This is a genomic window from Streptomyces sp. YIM 98790 (genome assembly GCF_011421595.1).
Lineage (GTDB): Bacteria > Actinomycetota > Actinomycetes > Streptomycetales > Streptomycetaceae > Streptomyces.
In genome coordinates, this window is sequence record NZ_WTLH01000127.1 from 1 (window position 1) to 18,165 (window position 18,165).

The window sequence follows — 18,165 nt, forward strand, 5'->3', positions numbered from 1 at the left end:
ATGCCCGCCGTGGCGCGCGATGCCCGCGGCGCGCGGCGGGCGCACGCGGTCCCGGAACGCCCGGCCGGGGCCGCCGCAAGGGGCCGGTGACCTGTGCCGCACCGCCGTCACGGCCGGTGCGGGCGCGGATCTTGCCAGGAGTCGCGGCGGAAATCCAGTTGAATACGCATACGTTGCCGATCTGCTCGCGAAAGCCGTAGAAACGGCTCCGGGAATGGTGCAGTAAGCTGCGCGCGTCCGTGTCCGGGTCCCCTGCGAGCCGGCCCGGATGGGCCCTCCCGGCCCCTGTGAGCTGGGAGGTTCGCCGGGAGATGCCGGGACAAGAATGTGAGCACAGGTGCGGAAGACCACACGGCCCGATGCGGCACCCGATCCGGCGGACACCGGAGCGGCGGACGGTGAACCCGCGGCGGCCCCCGGACCGGCCGCCGGACCGGCCGGCAGCCAAGGCTCCGCCGGCGAACCCGTCGCAGTCGGCCCCTCCGGGCCCGGCACACCGGCCGCCGCCCCCGCCGCCACCGGAACCCCCGCCCGCGGCCGGCGTTCCTCGGTGCGCAGCCGCCTCGTCCTCAGCGTGGCGCTGACCTCGCTCGCCGTGGCCGCCGTGGGCGCCCCCACCGTCCATGCCGCCGTGCAGGACCTGATGGGCGCTCAGCAGCTCGTGGAGGACGCCGAGCTGGCCGAGCGCGCGGTGTCCCTCGCCCACGCCCTGGCCGACGAGCGGGACACCCTGGTGATCGCGCTGGCCGCCCCGTCCTCCGACCCGGCCGCGGCGCTGGACGAGGGCGTCCGGTCGCGCTCCGACCGCCGGATCGCCGAACTCCGCGCGGACGCGCCGCCGGCCCTGCTGCGCCGGCTGGCCTCGCTGGACGGCGCCCGCGAGCAGGCGCTTTCCGGGGATGCCGAGCCGCTGGCCGTGCACACCGAGTACTCGCTGATCATCGGGCAGCTCGACGCCGTCACCCGGGCGGTCAGCCGGGACCGGCCGGAGCGGGCCGCGGACGCGGTCTCCGGCGCGCTGCCCGACCTGGCGCGCGCGGTGGACGCCTCCGCCGCCACCCGCGGGCTGCTCGCCGCCGCGCTGCTGCTCGGCGGCGAGCAGCCGGAACTTGTGCAGGGCGCACAGCGCAGCCGGGCCCGGGAGGAGGCGGCGCTCGCCGACTTCGCCGCCACCGCCGGGGCCCGTGGCCAGGACGTCTACGGCACCACGGTCACCGGGCCGGAGGCCGCTGCCGCCGCCGGCTACCTCCAGGCGTTCACGGACCTGCCCGCGGCCGAACCCGCGCCGGAGCTGCGGGAGGCGGGCGCCGAGCAGGTGGCCGCGGCGCTGGCGGCCCGTACCGAACTCCAGCGCGGGGTGCTGGCCTCGCTGGTCGGCGCGCAGACCGAGAACCTCCGGCAGCTCCGCGCCGATGACCTGACCGCGCTGCAGCTGAAGGCGGCGCTGGTGGCGGTGGCGCTGCTGCTGGCCGCGGGCATCAGCGTGCAGACCGCGCGGTCGCTGACCCGGCCGCTGGCCGTGGTGCGGCTGGGCACCCGCCGGGTGGCCTCCGACCCGGCCGGCCAGGGACCGGTCCGGTACATCGGCCGGAACGACGAGTTCGCCGAGGTGATCGCGGCCGTCAACGCCCTGCACGCGCGGGCGGTGACGCTCCAGCGGCAGGCCGGCGAGACCGGTGAGGCCGGCGCCGACCGGGGCGGCCTGCGCGAGGAGCACTCCCGGCTGGCCGCCGAGCGGGAGCGGCTGATCGCCGAGCAGCAGGAGCTGTCCCGGCGGCTGGCCGCCCTGCACGGCGCGGTGCACGGCACCTTCGCGCACCACGCCGACCGCATCCTGGCCCTGGTCGCCGAGCAGCTCGCGGTGCTGGAGCGGCTGGAGAAGCACGAGACCGACCCCGATCACCTGGCCACCCTGTTCACCCTGGACCATCTGGCGGCCCGGGTCCGGCGGCACGGCGAGAACCTGCTGCTGCTGGCCGGCACCGAACGCTCCCCGTCCCGCGACCGGCCGATGCCCCTGGTGGACGTGGCGCGCGCGGCCGTGAGCGAGATAGAACGCTACGAACTGGTCGAGATCGAGCAGCCGGTGCCGGAGCGGCTGATCGCCGGTTCCGCGGCCCGGGACATCAGCCACCTGCTGGCCGAACTGCTCGACAACGCCACCGCCTTCTCGCCGCCGCAGGCGCGGGTCTGGCTGGCCGGGCAGGTACGGCCGGACGGCGAGATCGCACTGCTGGTCACGGACGAGGGCATCGGCATGACCGGTGGCCGGCTGGCGGAGCTGAACGAGCGGCTGGCCGCTCCCGGGGACATTCCGCCGCCGGGCGCGGACGGCGACCCGGGGATCGGCATGGGGATGTACACGGTGGCCCGGCTGGTCGCCCGGCACGGGCTGCGCGCCTCGCTGCGGCAGCGGCCGGAGGGCGGGATCACCGCCGAGGTGGTGCTCCCCGCCGCGGTGGTCCTCCACCCCGCTGACGCCGCACTGCCCGAGCCGGCCCCGGTACCTCTCCCGGACCCCGCCGCGGCGCCCGCCCCGGACCCTGCCCCGCACCCGGTCACCGGCCCCGTCACCGGCCCGGTCACCGGCCCGGTCACCGGCCCGGTCACGGCCATGGCCACGGCGGAGCCGGCCGGTGGCGACGCGGTGGGCGAGCGGCCGTGGCCGGACGACGCCCCCGTACCGGACCTGCCGGACCTGCCGGCCGGGCCCGTACCGGCCGACGCAGCGGCCGGGGCCGCCGGGGCCGCGGAACCGCTCCCGCCGTCGTTCCCGGACCCCGCTCCGGCGGCATCCGGGCCGCCCGCCGGGACAGCCCACGCCGCGGAACCGGCCTCGGCACCGCTCCCGGAGGACCCTCCGCCCGCCGAGCCGAGGGAAGACGGTGCGGACCGGGCCGACGACCCGGCAGGGGAGCGGCCGTGGCCGGACGGCCCCGTCCCGGCCGGTGCGGCCCTGCGGACGGCACCCGAGCCCGCCGTGGAGCACGGCCGGGCCGGGCAGGAGGAGCCCGGGCAGCAGGCTGCCGCCCCCCTGGACGACACGGACGGGCCGCGCCTGCGCCGGCAGCGCGACCGGGCCGCGCTGCGGGCACAGCTGGAGGGTTTCACCCGCGGCGCCCGTGCGGGCGAGCGCGACGCCGGTTCCTGGAACCCGTCCGCCGGGGCGATGTCGGCACCTGCCGAGGAGGAACCACAGCCATGACCGTCCAGCACCGGGTGCTGTCCGATCCGCCGCCGGCCGCCGCCGCCCCGGGAATGCGGGATCTGCGCCGGCTGCTCGCCCGGCTGGTGGACGAGGTGCCCGGCCTGCGGTCGGTCGCCGTCGTCTCCGCCGACGGACTCCCGCTGCTCGCCTCCGCCCCGGAGCCGGCCCTCGCCGCCGCGGCCCGCCCGGCCGCTGCCCGGCCCCGGTCGCCGCGCGAGGCGTCCGCCGATCTGGCGACCGTGGTCGCGGGCCTGGCCGGCCTCACCCTCGGCGCGGCCCGGATGATGGACGCCGGCCGGGTGCGGCAGACCCTGGTGGCCATGGAATCCGGCTGCCTGCTGGTGATGACGATCAGCGACGGCTCACTCCTCGGCGCCCACACCGACCCCGACGCCGACATGTCCCAGGTCACCTACCACATGGCGCTGTTCGTCGGCCGCGCCGGACACCTCCTCACCCCCGAGCTCCGCGCCCGGCTCCGGGCGGATGCCGAGAACGCCGAGGGCGGCGAGGGCGCCGCCGGGGTCCGGGAGGCCTCCCGCGGAGCCGGGAACGTCCGGCGCACCCGGCACTGAGCCGCCGCTCTCCGCGCTGCCGGCGTCCTCCGCGCCTTCCGCGCCACCCGTGAGATCCGCCCCACCCGTGGGCTCCGCGCCGTCCGGGCCGTCCGCGTCCGCCGCCGGGCCGCCCGTGGCGGCCAGCGCCTCCTCCAGTTCCTCCACCCTGGCCAGCGCCTCCTGCTGCCGCCGCTCCCGCATCAGCGCCAGTACCTGTTCGGCGTCCAGCGCGGCGCGCTCCGCGCCCGCCAGCCGCCGTTCCCGCCCCTCGTCCTCGGCGAGCGTGCGCAGGGCCGCCGCCTGCCCGGCCGCGGCCCGGTCCGCGGCGTGCTCCGCCCGCAGCACGTCCAGCGGATCACCGCCGGACAGCAGCAGCCGCACCGCGGCCGGGAACCGCGCGCCCGCGGCGCCCTGCCGGTACTGCTGCCCCGCCAGCCGGCCCACCGTCTGCCGGGCCTCGGCCAGCCGGGTGCGGGTGGCGGCCAGTTCCTCGGCCACCCGGTCCAGCCGCTCGCGCTGGCCGGCCAGCCGTTCCTCCGACTCCCGGTAGGCGGCCACCGCCGCGGCGGCCTCCCGGTACCGGGCGCGCAGCTCGGCGGTCACCTCCGGCGGCAGCGGCTCGGCCGCCGCCGGGACCGCGGCCGGAACGCCCAGCACCGCCAGCGCGGTGACCTGCACCAGCACCATCCCCCAGCCCCGGCGCGGCATGCACAACCTCCCAGGCGACGCAAAGATCAGGACCCGGCTCTCCGCGATGCTCGCCCCGCCCGGCCCCGGGCGCACGCCGGGGCGGTCCGTCCGGGGGAGGCGGGGGAGCCGGACCACGGCGCCACCCGTCCCACCACCGCTCCGGGCCGACGGGGAACGGCGGAAGGACGAGGGCGCCGGAGGCACGGGGGACGGCAGGACGGCGGGACGGCGGGTCAGGGGAACAGCCCTGACGGTGGCGGCCCTCCCCTCCGCCCGGTCAGCCGTCCTGCTCCGGAGCGGCCGGCCCGGACGGGCGGGACGGCCGTGACCACGGCCAGTGCCGCCTGGGCGGCGCGGTGTCCGGAGCGTGCACATAGCGCCAGCCGCGCGGCAGCCGCAGCCGCCGGCTGTACGCCCGCGGCTCCAGCCGGTAGACGTGCACCCGGTCGCCGTCCACCGGCACCTGGTAGAACTTCGGCGGCCGTCCGGTCATCCCGGTCAGCACCGGCAGCACCCGGCCGTCCAGCGGGCCGCCGGAGAACACCACGGGCTCGGTGTGCATGGTTCAGGAGTCCAGCGGCGCGGCCGACAGCAGCGGCGCCAGTCCGTCCACCAGGCGCCGCACCCGGCCGTCCGGCTCCTCCAGCCCGATCACCCGGCCCAGCACCGCCGCGGTCTCGCCGTCCTGGGTGGCGGTGACCGCCAGCAGCGCCACGCAGTGGTCCACCAGCCAGTCCCGAAGCTGGTCGGCGGGCGGCTGCCGGCCGTCGTCCAGCCAGATCAGCGAGGCCGCCTCGACCGCGGTGATCCAGGTGCGCACCGCCATCAGCAGCCGCGGGCCGGGATCGGTCACCCGCAGGTGGTGCAGGATCTGGCCGGCCGCGGCCCGCCGCACCTGGTCCACGATGGCCGAGGTGCGGGAGGTCTCCACCACGCTGCCGCCCTTGAGCAGTGCGGTGAACCCCTCCCGGTGTTCGGTGACGAACGCCAGATAGCGGTCCATCACCCGGGCCAGCCGCTCGGTCAGCGGGCCCTGGGCCGGTTCGGCGAAGCACAGCGTGAGATCCTCGGCGGCACCGCGCAGCGCGGCCTCGTAGAGCTGCTGCTTGCCGCCCGGGAAGTAGCGGTACACCAGCGGGCGGGAGACCCCGGCGGCGCGGGCCACGTCGTCCAGCGAGACGTCCTCCGGCGCCCGGTGGGCGAAGAGGCGCTGGGCGGTGCCGATGAGCTGCCCGCGGCGCTCGGCCACGCTCAGCCTGCGGTACGCGGGTCCGGTCGGTGGCGTCGCGGGGCGGCTGTTCATGTCCCGAAGGGTAACCGCCCGCCGCGCGCCGCAGCAGGCCCGGCCCCCGGGGTCCCGGTCCGGGCACCGGGAGGGCACCGCGCCGCGGCGCTCAGCGGCTCTCAGGCCAGCAGCCCGGACTGGCGCCACATCCGGCGGCCGATGCCGGTCAGCACGCCGATCTCGTCCAGGAACTCCGTCAGGTGGCGGGCGCCGGTCTGCATCACCTCGCGCCGGTGCGCGCTGGCCCGCACCTGCCGCACCGCCTCCTTGCGGTCCAGCCCGATGTCCGAGTACACCCGCGGATTGACGAACGCGACCGAGAAGACCCGGGCGAACTCCCCGGAGTACAGCCGGGTCAGCTCCCGTTCCCAGCGCGGGGCGGTCATCATCTGGCGGCGCAGCTCCTCCCGCGCGTACCGGACGTGGCGCGCCTCCTCCACCACGTGGATGCGGGTCACGCCGCGCAGCAGCGGCTGCACCCGCTCGTCCGGGAAGGTGAGCCGCTGCATCCAGTCGAGCACCTCCTCGCCCAGCAGGGTCGCGGTGAACGACCCGGGGGTGGTGGAGATGGTCTTGAACACCCGGGCGAGGTTCTGGTGCAGCCGGGAGACCGGATACACGTCCACCCCGGCCTTGCGGATCGCGCGGGCGAACATCATGGAGTGCCGGCACTCGTCGGCGATCTCGGTCAGCGCGTAGCGCACGTGCTGGCTGGTGTACGGCTTGTCGTAGATGTGCCGCACCAGCAGCTGCATCAGTATCAGCTCGAACCAGATGCCCAGGGAGGCCAGGGCGGCGGCCTCGTGCCGGGAGAGGTCGATCCGCTGCTCGTCGGACATGTCGTACCAGAGCGGGGTGTCGTAGAGGGAGAGCAGCTCCGGGGGCCAGAACCACTTGCCCTCCTCGAAGGGGGCGTCCCAGTCCAGTTCCTGGTCCGGGTCGAAGGAGTGCTTCGCCGAGGAGGCCAGCAGCCGTTCGGCCACCCGTTCCCGCCCCTTGAGGGCGCCCAGGCGGTCCCGCATGGACTCCAGGGTGAGGTCTTCCAGCTCCGGTGAGGTGGTCATGATCACTCCTCGCTGCGCGGGGGACGGGCTGCTGCTCCGCTTATGAGACTACGTGTCAGTAACATCGTCAATCCCCTGCGCAGTCCGTGTCTGCCCGCTCCCGGGTGTCCGGCGGTCGTCGGGCCGGCTGCCGCTTAACACAACTAAACCGGTTCACCTTCTTGACATGGCAGTGTCAGCACTGGATTGATTCCTTTTGCGGGAGCGCTCCCATGCCTGCCCTCCCCCTGAAGAAACCGGAGCTTTGGACGAAGGCTCCTTTGAGGAGACGTGTCATATGAAACGTCAGCGTCGCACGAAGGTCTGGGCCAGAATCGGGCTCGCGCTCAGCGGGGCCGCCGCCATCCTGGCCGGGCTGTTCGTCGCCGTTCCGCTCACCGCCAATGCCGCCCCTGTCGGGCTGCACATCAGCAACGGCAAGGTGGTGGAGAGCAACGGCAACGAGTTCATCATGCGCGGCGTGAACCACGCCCACACCTGGTACACGTCGCAGACCCAGTCGATCGCCGACATCAAGAACCTCGGCGCCAACACGGTGCGGGTGGTGCTCAGCAACGGCACCCGGTGGACCCGCAACGATGCCTCCGATGTCGCCAACATCGTCAACCTGTGCAAGCAGAACCGGCTGATCTGCGTACTGGAGGTGCACGACACCACCGGCTACGGCGAGGAAGGTGCCGCCGCCACCCTGGACCAGGCCGCCGACTACTGGATCAGCCTGAAGAGCGTGCTGGACGGCGAAGAGGACTACGTCGTCATCAACATCGGCAACGAGCCGTTCGGCAACAGCGGCTACGAGCAGTGGACCAGCCACACCCGGGCCGCCGTCATCAAGCTGCGCAACGCCGGCTTCAACCACATGATCATGGTGGACGCGCCCAACTGGGGCCAGGACTGGACCAACACCATGCGCGACAACGCGCAGACGGTGTTCAACGCCGACCCGGACCGCAACACGCTGTTCTCCATCCACATGTACGGCGTGTACGAGCAGGAGTCGGCCATCAGCTCCTACCTGAACACCTTCCGCAACGCCGGACTGCCCATATCCATCGGTGAGTTCGGGCACGACCACTCGGACGGCAACCCGGACGAGGACGCCATCCTGCGGCTGTCCCAGCAGTACGGCATCGGTTACCTGGGCTGGTCCTGGAGCGGCAACGGCGGCGGTGTCGAGTACCTCGACATGGTCACCAACTTCAACCCGAACCAGCTCACCTCCTGGGGCCAGCGGATCTTCAACGGCCCCAACGGCATCGCCCAGACCGCGAAAGAGGCGACCGTCTACGGCGGTGGCGGCACCAGCGGCGGCACCACCAGCAGCGGTACGACGAACGGCGGCACGACCACCAACGGCGGCACCACGACGAACGGCGGGACCACCACGAACGGCGGGACCACCACGAACGGCGGGACCACCACGAACGGCGGGACCACCACCAACGGCGGGACCACCGGCGGCAACGGTGACATCTCCTGCGCCGTGACCTACCGCAAGGCCGGCGAGTGGCCCGGCGGCTTCCAGGGCGAGGTGGTGGTCCGCAACACCGGCTCCTCCGCGATCAGCGGCTGGACCCTGAAGTGGACCTTCGCCAACGGCCAGACCATCAACCAGATGTGGGGCGGCAAGCCGTCCCAGAGCGGTGCCGATGTCACGGTCACCCCGGAGTCCTGGAACGGCACCATCGCGGCCGGGTCCTCGGTGAGCATCGGCTTCATCGGAAGCTGGAACGGCACCAACAGCAGCCCGGCCGCGTTCACCCTCAACGGCACGGCCTGCGGAAGCTGAGCCACGCACCGCACCACCGCGCCGGCCGTCGGCTCCCGGCGGCCGGCGCGGCCCCTGCCGGCCGCCGTCGGCCGCCGGCAGACCATCCCGGGCCGGGCCGCTGGGCATCCGGCCCGGGATGGTGTCCGGGACCGGCGGTGCCGGGGGTCGCGGCACCGCCGGTGGCCTGCCGGCCGTCCCTGGCCGTCCGTCTCCGTCCCGGTACCGCCTCCGGTACCGGGACGGCGGCCGGTCAGGACGTGGCGGCGTTCAGCCGGGCCAGCTGCTCCGCGGACAGCTCCAGCTCCGCCGCCGCCGCCGAGTCGCGGATGGTCTCCGGGCGGCTGGACCCCGGGATCGGCACCACCACCGGGGCGAGCGAGAGCATCCAGGCCAGGCACACCCGCTGCGGGCTGACGTCCAGTTCCTCGGCCACGCTCAGGAACGCCAGGTGGCGCGAGCCCAGCGCGGCGGCGTTCGAGATGCCGCCCAGCGGGCTCCAGGGCAGGAAGGCGATGCCCAGCTCGGCGCAGAGGTCCAGCTCCGGCCGGCTGGAGAGGAAGGCCGGGGAGAACTGGTTCTGCACGCTGACCAGCCGCCCGCCCAGCACCTCCTGCGCCAGCCGGATCTGCTCCGGGTCCGCGTTGGAGATGCCCGCCTGCACGATCTTGCCCTCGTCGAGCAGCTCGGCCACCGCCCCCACCGACTCGGCGTAGGGCACCCGCGGGTCCGGGCGGTGGAACTGGTACAGGCCGATGGCCTCGACGCCCAGCCGTTCCAGGGAACGTTCGCAGGCGCGCTTGAGGTGCTCCGGCCGGCCGTCCACCGTCCAGGAGCCGTCGCCCGGCCGCAGGTGGCCGCCCTTGGTGGCCACCAGCACCTCCCGGCCCGCGCTGTGCGAGGCCAGCGCCTTGGCGACCAGGGATTCGTTGTGGCCGACCTCGTCGGCGCCGATGTGATAGGCGTCCGCGGTGTCGATCAGGGTGACCCCCGCGTCGAGTGCGGCATGGATGGTCGCGACCGACCGCTCCTCGTCCGGACGGCCCTCGATCGACATGGGCATCGCACCCAGTCCAATCGCTCCGACCTCGACGGAACCGATGCGGCGAGTGTGCATGGGGGACAACCCTTCCCGTGCGCGGGCCGTGGCCCGGCGGCCGTGTGCGGTGGGGACCGGCACCGCCGGTCCCGCGCCGATCGCGGCGCGGGACCGGTGCCGGGACGTGTTCAGCCTGGCCCGGCGCTCGGCAAGCTGTCCAATAGAAGAAACCGCACTCACTCATCGATTAGCCTTCTGAATCGTGGAACTGCGCCATCTGGAGTACTTCGTCGCCGTCGCCGAGGAACAGCACTTCACCCGGGCGGCCGACCGGCTGCTCGTCTCGCAGTCCGCGCTGTCCGCCTCGGTGCGCGCCCTGGAACGCGAACTGGGCGCGCGGCTCTTTCTGCGCAACACCCGGAGCGTGGCGCTGACCGAGGCCGGCCGGGCGCTGCTGGACGAGGCCCGCCGCACCCTGGCCGGGGTGCGCGCCGCCCGGGACGCGGTGGCGGCCGTGCGCGGCCTGCTGCGCGGCACGCTGGCCATCGGCACCGAGCAGTGCATCGGCGCGGTGGACGTCTCCCGGCTGCTGGCCCGGTTCCATCAGCTCCACCCGGGCGTGGAGATCCGGCTGCGGCAGGCCGGATCGCAGTCGCTGGCCGAGGACGTGGCGGCCGGGCGGCTGGACCTGGCGTTCGTGGCGCTGTGCGGGCAGCAGCCGCCCGCGGGCGTCCGTCTGACGCCGCTGACCGACGAACCCATGGTGCTGCTCTGCCCCCCGGACCACCCGCTGGGCGAACGGAAGCAGGTCACCTGGCAGGACCTGGCCGACCGCACCTTCGTCGACTTCGCCCCGGACTGGGGAGCCCGCACCCTCGCCGACCGGGCCTTCACCGACGCCGGGGTGGGACGGCAGGTGGCCCTGGAGGTCAACGACGTGCACACCCTGCTCGGCCTGATCGGGCACGGCCTGGGCATCGCCCTGGTCCCGGAGCACATCACCCGCAAGCCGGAGGCGGCGGTGCTGTCCGCGATACCGCTGGCCGCGGCGGCCGGCCCGCGCTGGACCGCCTCGGTGGCCGCCCCCACCCCGGACAGTGCCGCGCCCGCCGCCCGGCGCTTCCTGGCCCTCCTGGAGAGCTGAGCCGGGCGCTACGCTGTTGTGGCCGGCGGGCGGTCACCGGCGGCAGGGCTCAGCAGGCAGGGGGCGGGGACGATGATCGACCCGTTGTCGTTCGAGGCGGTCAGCACGGCGGTCACCGCCGCGGCCCAGGGGGCCGGCGGCGAGGCGGGCCGCCAGGTGTGGGGATCGCTCACCACCCTGGTGCGCCGCACCTTCGGCCGCGGCACCCCGTCCGAGGGCCCGGAGGACTCCGAGGCCGGCGGCACGGCCGCTCCCGGCGGTGGCGGGGACGGAGCCGGGGAGGCGGAACCGGCGCTGCCGCTGGACCCGGAGGACGAGGGCCAGGTGCGCGAGCTGGCCGCGCTGATCTTCGGCCGGGCCTTCCAGGACCCGGAGTTCGCCGCCGAGTTCCGGCGCTGGCGGGAGCAGGCCGAGGCCGCCCCCGCGGCAGGCGCCACGCAGGTGGTCAACCAGGTCACCGGCAATGCCCGGGTGCAGAATCTGGTCCAGGGCCAGAACATCACCTTCAACGGCCCCCTGACCTGACCCGCGGCTGCCCCGGCCCGCGGTGACCCGGCCCGCGGGTGACCCGCCCTGCGGCTGCCCCGGCCCGGGACGCCGCGGCGCCTCAGCGGTAGCGGCGGCGCCGGCGATGGCGCTGCACCTGGCGCAGGATTCCGCGCGCCGCGAGCAGCGAGGGCACCAGCCGCCGCAGCCGTCCGCCGCGCGCGGGCCGCCGACGGCGGGCGCGGGACCCCAGCCACGCGGCCACCAGCCCGGCCAGCTGCCCGCCGCGGGCCGCACGCCGGCCGCGTCCGTGGCGGGCCGTCCCCGGCCTTCCGGTGTTGCGGTAACGCGAACTCACCGGTGTCCTCCTTCCCGCGGGCCGTGCGGTGCCGGTTCCCGGCCGCTTCCCGTCGCATGGTCCGTGCCGGATTCACGTACCCGGACAAACCGGTATCAACCGCTCGGCAGGGTGCGGGCCGGGTCAGCCCCGGCCGGTGGCGGGCCGGTGCAGGCGGACCAGGGCGTCCACGGCATCCCGCTGCGCGCCCTCCACCGGGCGGCGCACGCGCTCCGCGCGGACGGTCCGCAGGCCGGCGGAGACCGCCACGGAAACGACCTCGTCGGGGGAGTACAGCACCTCCGGGTCCTGCGGACCGCCGGTGCCCTCGGCGATATTCGTGGCGTCATGGCCGACGACCAGCAGGGTGCCACCGGGCGCGGTCGCCCCGGCCGCCCGCCGCCAGACGTCCCGGCGCGGCCCGGCCGGCAGATGCAGGTAGCTGATCAGCACCAGCCCGAACCCGCCGCGCCGCTCCCAGTCCGCCCACGCCGAGGGATCGGTCACATCGGCCCGCACCCAGCGGATGCGCTCCGCCGCCTCCGGCGCACCGGCGGCCACCAGCTCGCGCCCGCGCTCCAGGGCCACGGCCGAGAAGTCCACGGCGGTCACCCGCCACCCGCGCCCGGCCAGCCAGACGGCGTTGCGCCCCTCGCCGGCCGCCAGGTCCAGCGCCCGCCCCGGCGGCAGCTCCCCGGTCTCCCCGGCCACCCAGCGGTTCGGCTCCCGCCCCCACACCAGCTCCGCCGCCGCATACCGCTCATCCCACGCCCGGCTGTCCATGTCCCGCGCCCGCCTTCCTTATGCCGCTGCCACCCGTCGGCCGCCGCCGGGATCGACTTCCAGGCGGTCGGGCTCGGCGATGGCCACCACGCTGGCGGCCGGAGTGCCGGGGACCGGCTCGTTCGACGGCCCCTCCGCCCACCACCAGGTGTCCATGAGTACGACGGTCCTGCCCGGCGGACTGAACGCCAGGGTGAAGGAGGGCAGCCGGAGCTGACCGTATGCCTGCCGGGCCAGTGTGCCGAGTGAGGGGGTGTCCGGCACGAACCAGCCCCAGTCGCCGGAGACCCGGGTGCCGTCCGGGGCGTAGCAGGCCTTGTAGGTGTGGACGGAGTCCTCGGTGGGCTGTCCCGGAGGCCAGTCCCCGGGGTCGGGGTAGACGCTGGAGGGGAAGTTGATGAAGCAGGCGTTCTCGCCCTCGCGGAAGCGGGAGGTGGAGGCGTCCTGGCGGCCCTTGTTCTCCACGGCGGACAGGTCGCACGACGGGCCGCCGGTTCCCGCGCCGCCGTCGCCGCCGGAGCCTTCGCTGCCGCTGGAACCGTCCGTCCCGGGCTCGGTGACCGGGCACTGATACTCGACATTGCCGCCGCCCAGGTCCACCAGGATCTTCTCGTCGTCGTCGCAGGATGCGGCGGCAGCCTGCTGCTGCCCGCCCACGGCCAGCAGAGCGGCGGTCAGCACCGCCGCCACGCCGCCCGCCGCCCACCTCCGCCGCTCCGGCATCACACAGTCCCCCTCAGCATGTGATCGTGGCCTCCTCGGAGGGCCGTTCCTCACTGATCAGCCAGGTGCCGGAGGCGCGTTCGGCGAGCACGACCCGGGGGGAGCGGCCCGCGGACTGGATGGGCACCTCCTCGCCGTTCCGTACTGCCGTCCAGCCCTCGGGGCCGGCACAGGACTGGATGCGCGCGGAGCCGTCGGGGGCGAGTTCCACGGTGATCTCGTCGATGACCGGTTCGCCCACCCGCCGGATGCCGTCGTCCTTCATGGGCTGCACCCGCGAGATCTGTTCCTCCGTCACGCCTGGCGTGGCAATCCCCTCGAACAGGGCCGGGTCGAGATCCTCGCCGTTCTCCAGGGCGATCAACGCCGCCCAGTAGTCCTGGTAGAGCTGTTCCAGAGCAGCGGTGTCCGCCTCTGCCGTCCCCTCTCCCTCCTGATCTCCACCCGTGGCGTCGTTCTCGGCCGGGGAAGCGGGCTCGGCACCCGCGATCTCGTCGTCACCCGACTCCTCGTCACCGGCGGAGGAGCAGCCTTCCGCGCGGAGGGCCGCCGCCGCCAGGGCGCCAGCGAGCGTGCGGGCACGGAGAGTCATCCGGGTCGTCATGTCGGCCAGGCTACTGGTGTGCGTGCCGCGTCGGGAGGGCTCCTCCCGGGCGCAGGAGCCGGTGACCACGCCGGTGACCGAAGGCGCCCGTACTGCGGGTGGTGTCACACGGGTGGCAGCATGTCGTTACGGACGCGGGCGAGCTCCTCTTCGCCCGGCGCAGGGCATTCCCAGCCGTGGTCGCGTGCTCGGGCGATGAGTTCCGCCGGAAGAGCCACGTTGTACTTGCGCACGTAGTAGGCGAGGTCTCCTGACCACACCCATACGCCGTCCGTCCGCACGTCCACGGTCCCCGACCTTGGACGTCGGTCATCCAGGATGTCCACCGCCGACTGCCCGGTGGTGGCGATCACATAGCCGCCGCTGAGGTAATCGGCCATCAATTCCTGTACGTTCTCATCTCCTTTTCCTACGCTTTCGACAAGTGATCCACCGTCCGGGTCGCCATGCTCAAGCTCCTGGAAGAATCCGACATAGTGGATCATTGAGTGGTTCTCCTCCTCTTCGGACCCCGGGCCCGCTCGTTCTGGTCGTTGCGCGCGGCAGATTATCCTCTCCGGCCTCCGCCCGGAGCGAAGAGTGACCAGCCGTCGCTCGGAGAGGTGCGTGCCGCCGAGCGGGCACTGTCGCCGACCCTCATGGCTCCGTTGTCCCAGATCCACACCTTGTCGTGCGGGGCGAGAACGTTGACCCCGAGCTGGTTCGCGAGATCCTGCGCGAAGGACCCGTTGGGTGACCCAGTGGAGCAGGCGACCAGCCGGATATCCCCGCCGCCGTAGGTCGGGTCCCTTCTCAGCCGGTTCGCCAGTTCGCGGTGGTCCCAGTGGCGCGATGTCCCGCCGGGCGTGACGGAGTTCGGCGTTCCGTGAATGACGACGTCGTGGTAACCGTCCAACCGGGGCGCATTCCGGTGGTAGTCCGCGAAGGTCTCCCCGGGGTTCATGTAGTTGGTCCGGTTCGCGTGTCCGGCGAGACCGAACGGATCGACCCAGGTGTGCGGGTTGTGTACGTACGTCTGGGGGTTGGGTGCGGGAGCGAGCCCGAGAGGATCGAGCGTGCTGTACCGGCCCGTGGCGGGGTCGTAGTGGCGGAAGTAGTTGTAGTGCCAGCCGGTTTCGTCGTCGGCGTACTGACCCGGGAAGCGCAGCGGAGTGTGAGTGGTGGCCTCCCGGTGGGTGGGGTTCCCCCACACGGTGGTGTGCTGGCGCCAGACGATCTCCCCGCTGTCGGTGCTGAGGTGGGTGGGGGTGCCCACGAGATCGGTGACGATGGCGTAGAAGCGACGGTCGGTCTCGTTCTGGTCCTCGCCCAGGGTGCGCTCCGTCTGGGCGAGGGGGTGAAGGCCGTCATGGTTCCAGGTCAGGGTGACCGCTCCGGAGGAGTCCGGTGCCGTGGTGGTCTGCTCGACCAGTGTGGTGTCGTGCCATACGAAGGTGGTCTGCTCGACGGCTTCGCCATCGTCGGCGTGGCGTTGTTTGCTGACGCGGCGGCCGAACGGGTCGTAGGTGTAGGTCCAGACGGTTCCGTCGGGGGTGACGGTCCGGATGAGCTGGTCCTGGGCGTTCCAGATGTATCGCCACGTGTCCGGCTTGCGCGAGAGACGGGTGCGACGGCGAAGAGTCACGCGGCCGGCCGGGTCGTGCGCGTAGTGGACGGAACCGGCACGGGTGAGCAGGGTGCCGGTGTAGGAGCGGTCCCCGACGGCGTCCTGCGCCGCGGCGGGCCAGTGACCGGTGGACTGGTTGCCCACGGGGTCATAGGTGTACTTCTCGGCACCGTAAGGGGTGACGGCCGAGATCACCCGTCCGCCGGCGTCGAGGGAGAACGTGTGGGTGCCGGAGTGGTGGTCGGTGAGGCCGGTGAGCGCCCAGTCGGGGCGGTAGGTGTAGCTGCGGGCGGTGACTGTCCGCGAGGCCGGCCCGATGCTGGTGAGTGCTTGATGGGTGAGGCGGCCGGCGGGGTCCCAGCGCTGAGTGAGGGCAAGGGTGTCTGATATGTCCCTGCGGATCTCCTGGCCGGTGGCATCACGGGTGAAGGTGAGGACATGGTCGTCGGTGGTGAGCGATGCGACGCGGCCCGCAGGATCATGTTCCCACACGCTGGTGTGGCCGCCGGGGGTCCTACGGCGGGTGAGCTGCCCCAGCGGATCGTGGGAGAAGCTGAGGGTGCGGCCGTTCACCGTCTCCGTGACGAGATTGCCGAGCATGTCGTAGCTGCGGGTGAGGACCACACCGGGACTGGTGGCATGGACGACGCGGCCCATCGGGTCATAGGTGTAGCTGGTGGTGTCGCCGTCCGAGGTCGTCTTCCCGGCGAGCTGTCCGAGGGCGTTGTAGGTGTAGGCGACGGTCTGGCCTGCCGCGTTGGTCCGTGAGGTGAGCTGGCCCGCGGCGTCCCGCAGGTAGGTGGTGGCGCGGCCGTCGAAGTCCGACTCCCGGATGAGACGGCCGACGGGGTCGTAGGTGTATGTCCAGGTGTGCCCGAGGGGGTTGGTCACCTGGACGAGGTTGAGCGCGGTGTCGCGGGCGAAGGTGTGGGTGACACCGTCCGGGCCGGTGTGGGTGAGTGGGAGGTCGAATGGCCCGTACGTGTACGACGTCACCCCGCCGCTCTCATCGACGTGGGTGAGGAGATTGCCTTCCGGGTCCCACTCGAAGGTCTCGACCGCCCCCTGGGGATCGGTGCGGCGGGCCAGTCTGCCCTCGGTGGTCCAGGCGCAGGTGGTGGCGTGGCCGAGGGAATCGGTGATCCGGACCGGACGGCCGAAGGCATCCCGGTCCACCACCGTCACGGCACCGAGCGGATCTGTCGCCTCGATCGGCAGTCCCGCCGCGTTGCAGCGGATCAGGGCCTGATTCCCGAGGGGAGTGGTGACGCGCGAGAGGGCTCCGTTGGGCTCGTAGGCGTAGCTGCTGCGGTTGCCTGCCGGGTCCAGGACCGTCGTGCGGTTCCCGGCGCTGTCGTAGCCGAAGGACCACACCGTGCCGTCGGGCTGGGTGATCTGTGTCGGCAGCCCGGACTCGTTGTGTTCGGCGCGGATCACACTGCCGTCCGGGCGCGTCAGCAGAGTGAGATTGCCGTTCTCGTCGTACTCGTACTCCGTGCGGCGGCCCAGGGGGTCCGTCTCGGAGAGGAGGCGGTGGTACGGGTCCCACTCCCGGCGACTGGTGTGACCCAGGGGATCGGTGACCGCGATGAGCTGGAAGCGGTCGTTCATCTGGTAGACGGTGGCGTGGCCGAGGCTGTCCGTGGCGGTGGTGCGGTTGTGCTCCGGCTCGTAGGTGTAGCGGTACTCCAGGACCCGCTCGGTGCCGGTGGTGAAGACGCACCGGCCCGCCGGGTCGTATGCGTAGCGGTACCAGGTGCCGTTGCGGTCCTCCCAGCGGACCATCCGGTGGTCGGTGTCGTACTCGAAGAGCAGCGGCAGTCCGGAGGAGTTGTAGACCTTGGCCAGGTTGCCGGCGTCGTCGTAGTCATAGGCCCTCAGGACCGGCTCGGCCGGGTCGGAGAGCAGCCGCAGGGAGGTGACGCGGTCGTCGTAGACGGCCACCCCGATCCGGTACCCCCCGGAGTGCACCACTTCGGTGGGTTCTCCGGCGTCGTTGTAGTGGAAGTCGATGCGGTTGGAGTTGCGGTCGGTGATCGCGGCCAGGGGCAGATCGCCGTTGGAGCGGCCCGGGACGGGGACGAAGTGCAGGGTGCGGCCGGTCTCGGGCTGGTGGATGGTCATGGCGCCACCGGGGGTGCCGTCCCAGGACAGCGGCCATCGCGGACCCTCGACCGGAAGCACCGCGGCCTGCGGATCCGGGTCGGGGATCGGCACGGGGTAGTGCAGCCGCATCCCGTCATCGGTGTAGAGGGCGACCTCGTCATCGGCCAGGACCAGGCGCTGGTCGAAGGTGGAGGTCCAGGAGCGGCCGAACCAGTGCCCGTGCCGGTAGTCCGACAGGTGTTCGCGTTCGATCAGCAGGGGCAGGACCCCCGGGAGTTCCACATCGGTGTTGCGCAGTGTCATCTCGCCGGTGGCGATGTCGATCGGGTCACCGATCAGGCACTTGAGCGCGCCCTTGATGCCCTCGCCCTGGAACATGGTGCGCAAGTTCCTCAGGTTGGAGGCGTAGCCCTTGATGCCGGTCTTGGCCGCCGACATCAGCCCTTTGGCGCCTTTGAGGAGTCCGGCGGCGGTGGTCAGGCCCTTGAACCCGGGAATGCAGTCCAGCGCTGCGAAGGCGACATCCCAGAGTGACGCCTTGCCGTTGGCGTATTTGATCAGTGTGTCGGCGAGGACGATCAGGGCGGCGGCGAGCACCACCCAGGCGAGCGGACCGCCGATGATCATCACCACGATGCCCAGGACGGCGACGATGATCTTGCAGACGTTGACGATGGTGTCCCAGTTGTCGACGACCCAGTCGACGGCCTTCTGCCACCACTTCTTGTTCTGCATGCCCGCGTCGGAGGCTTCTTCGAGGTCGCG

The 18,165-nt window shown here is 73.1% G+C and carries 15 protein-coding genes; 5 read left to right on the plus strand and 10 right to left on the minus strand.

Annotated features, from left to right (window positions below; genetic code table 11):
• The first annotated feature begins 337 nt into the window (after positions 1-337).
• Complete coding sequence (locus GQS09_RS19500; protein WP_165988031.1) at positions 338-3,205, plus strand: nitrate- and nitrite sensing domain-containing protein; 2,868 nt, start codon at positions 338-340, stop codon at positions 3,203-3,205.
• Positions 3,202-3,783: a roadblock/LC7 domain-containing protein gene (locus tag GQS09_RS19505; protein ID WP_243761576.1), complete on the plus strand. Its 582-nt coding sequence runs from the start codon at positions 3,202-3,204 to the stop codon at positions 3,781-3,783. The genes GQS09_RS19500 and GQS09_RS19505 overlap by 4 nt, the downstream gene beginning before the upstream one ends.
• A 949-nt stretch (positions 3,784-4,732) precedes the next feature.
• Here the strand turns inward: GQS09_RS19505 and GQS09_RS19510 are convergent.
• From GQS09_RS19510 to GQS09_RS19520, 3 genes are all read right to left on the minus strand, one after another.
• The gene (locus GQS09_RS19510; RefSeq protein WP_165988032.1) at positions 4,733-5,017 is read right to left on the minus strand and encodes a hypothetical protein; all 285 of its coding nucleotides are present in this window, start codon (positions 5,015-5,017) and stop codon (positions 4,733-4,735) included.
• A gap of 3 nt (positions 5,018-5,020) precedes the next feature.
• The gene (locus GQS09_RS19515) at positions 5,021-5,758 is read right to left on the minus strand and encodes a TetR/AcrR family transcriptional regulator (protein WP_165988033.1); all 738 of its coding nucleotides are present in this window, start codon (positions 5,756-5,758) and stop codon (positions 5,021-5,023) included.
• 101 nt (positions 5,759-5,859) lie between these two features.
• Positions 5,860-6,804 carry a diiron oxygenase gene (locus tag GQS09_RS19520; protein WP_165988035.1) on the minus strand — a complete coding sequence of 315 codons (945 nt, stop codon included), beginning with the start codon at positions 6,802-6,804 and terminating at the stop codon, positions 5,860-5,862.
• A gap of 277 nt (positions 6,805-7,081) precedes the next feature.
• Here GQS09_RS19520 and GQS09_RS19525 point away from each other — a divergent pair, with 277 nt between their 5' ends.
• Entirely contained in the window at positions 7,082-8,593 is a 1,512-nt protein-coding gene (locus tag GQS09_RS19525; RefSeq protein WP_165988036.1) for a cellulase family glycosylhydrolase, read from the plus strand.
• A gap of 232 nt (positions 8,594-8,825) precedes the next feature.
• Here the strand turns inward: GQS09_RS19525 and GQS09_RS19530 are convergent, their stop codons facing one another.
• Complete coding sequence (locus GQS09_RS19530; protein ID WP_165988038.1) at positions 8,826-9,689, minus strand: aldo/keto reductase; 864 nt, start codon at positions 9,687-9,689, stop codon at positions 8,826-8,828.
• A 184-nt stretch (positions 9,690-9,873) separates the two neighbouring features.
• On the opposite strand from GQS09_RS19530, the gene GQS09_RS19535 reads away from it, so the two are divergent.
• Positions 9,874-10,755, plus strand: a complete 882-nt coding sequence (locus tag GQS09_RS19535; protein WP_165988040.1) for a LysR family transcriptional regulator — start codon at positions 9,874-9,876, stop codon at positions 10,753-10,755.
• 72 nt (positions 10,756-10,827) lie between these two features.
• Positions 10,828-11,280 (plus strand): hypothetical protein, encoded by a 453-nt coding sequence (locus GQS09_RS19540; protein WP_165988042.1) that lies wholly within the window; start codon positions 10,828-10,830, stop codon positions 11,278-11,280.
• Positions 11,281-11,362: 82 nt separating this feature from the next.
• Here GQS09_RS19540 and GQS09_RS19545 read toward each other — a convergent pair whose 3' ends face one another.
• The 6 genes from GQS09_RS19545 to GQS09_RS19570 form a co-directional block, all read right to left on the minus strand.
• The gene (locus tag GQS09_RS19545) at positions 11,363-11,599 is read right to left on the minus strand and encodes a hypothetical protein (RefSeq protein ID WP_165988044.1); all 237 of its coding nucleotides are present in this window, start codon (positions 11,597-11,599) and stop codon (positions 11,363-11,365) included.
• 123 nt (positions 11,600-11,722) lie between these two features.
• On the minus strand, positions 11,723-12,361 hold the full coding sequence (locus tag GQS09_RS19550) for a bifunctional 2-polyprenyl-6-hydroxyphenol methylase/3-demethylubiquinol 3-O-methyltransferase UbiG (protein ID WP_165988046.1): 639 nt from the start codon (positions 12,359-12,361) through the stop codon (positions 11,723-11,725).
• An 18-nt stretch (positions 12,362-12,379) separates the two neighbouring features.
• Positions 12,380-13,084 carry a hypothetical protein gene (locus GQS09_RS19555; protein ID WP_165988048.1) on the minus strand — a complete coding sequence of 235 codons (705 nt, stop codon included), beginning with the start codon at positions 13,082-13,084 and terminating at the stop codon, positions 12,380-12,382.
• Positions 13,085-13,097: 13 nt separating this feature from the next.
• Positions 13,098-13,688 (minus strand): hypothetical protein, encoded by a 591-nt coding sequence (locus GQS09_RS19560; protein ID WP_165988049.1) that lies wholly within the window; start codon positions 13,686-13,688, stop codon positions 13,098-13,100.
• 104 nt (positions 13,689-13,792) lie between these two features.
• The gene (locus GQS09_RS19565) at positions 13,793-14,173 is read right to left on the minus strand and encodes a hypothetical protein (protein WP_165988051.1); all 381 of its coding nucleotides are present in this window, start codon (positions 14,171-14,173) and stop codon (positions 13,793-13,795) included.
• Positions 14,174-14,235: 62 nt separating this feature from the next.
• Positions 14,236-18,165: DUF6531 domain-containing protein (locus GQS09_RS19570; protein WP_165988053.1), on the minus strand; the 3,930-nt coding region annotated here is incomplete at its 5' end.

What these genes read in the sequence shown, in the direction of transcription:
- GQS09_RS19505 (WP_243761576.1), top strand. Translation starts at nt 3,202, where the DNA reads ATGACCGTCCAGCACCGGGTGCTGTCCGATCCGCCGCCGGCCGCCGCC.
- GQS09_RS19510 (WP_165988032.1), bottom strand. Translation starts at nt 5,017, where the DNA reads ATGCACACCGAGCCCGTGGTGTTCTCCGGCGGCCCGCTGGACGGCCGG.
- GQS09_RS19515 (WP_165988033.1), bottom strand. Translation starts at nt 5,758, where the DNA reads ATGAACAGCCGCCCCGCGACGCCACCGACCGGACCCGCGTACCGCAGG.
- GQS09_RS19520 (WP_165988035.1), bottom strand. Translation starts at nt 6,804, where the DNA reads ATGACCACCTCACCGGAGCTGGAAGACCTCACCCTGGAGTCCATGCGG.
- GQS09_RS19525 (WP_165988036.1), top strand. Translation starts at nt 7,082, where the DNA reads ATGAAACGTCAGCGTCGCACGAAGGTCTGGGCCAGAATCGGGCTCGCG.
- GQS09_RS19530 (WP_165988038.1), bottom strand. Translation starts at nt 9,689, where the DNA reads ATGCACACTCGCCGCATCGGTTCCGTCGAGGTCGGAGCGATTGGACTG.
- GQS09_RS19540 (WP_165988042.1), top strand. Translation starts at nt 10,828, where the DNA reads ATGATCGACCCGTTGTCGTTCGAGGCGGTCAGCACGGCGGTCACCGCC.
- GQS09_RS19550 (WP_165988046.1), bottom strand. Translation starts at nt 12,361, where the DNA reads ATGGACAGCCGGGCGTGGGATGAGCGGTATGCGGCGGCGGAGCTGGTG.
- GQS09_RS19555 (WP_165988048.1), bottom strand. Translation starts at nt 13,084, where the DNA reads ATGCCGGAGCGGCGGAGGTGGGCGGCGGGCGGCGTGGCGGCGGTGCTG.
- GQS09_RS19560 (WP_165988049.1), bottom strand. Translation starts at nt 13,688, where the DNA reads ATGACGACCCGGATGACTCTCCGTGCCCGCACGCTCGCTGGCGCCCTG.
- GQS09_RS19565 (WP_165988051.1), bottom strand. Translation starts at nt 14,173, where the DNA reads ATGATCCACTATGTCGGATTCTTCCAGGAGCTTGAGCATGGCGACCCG.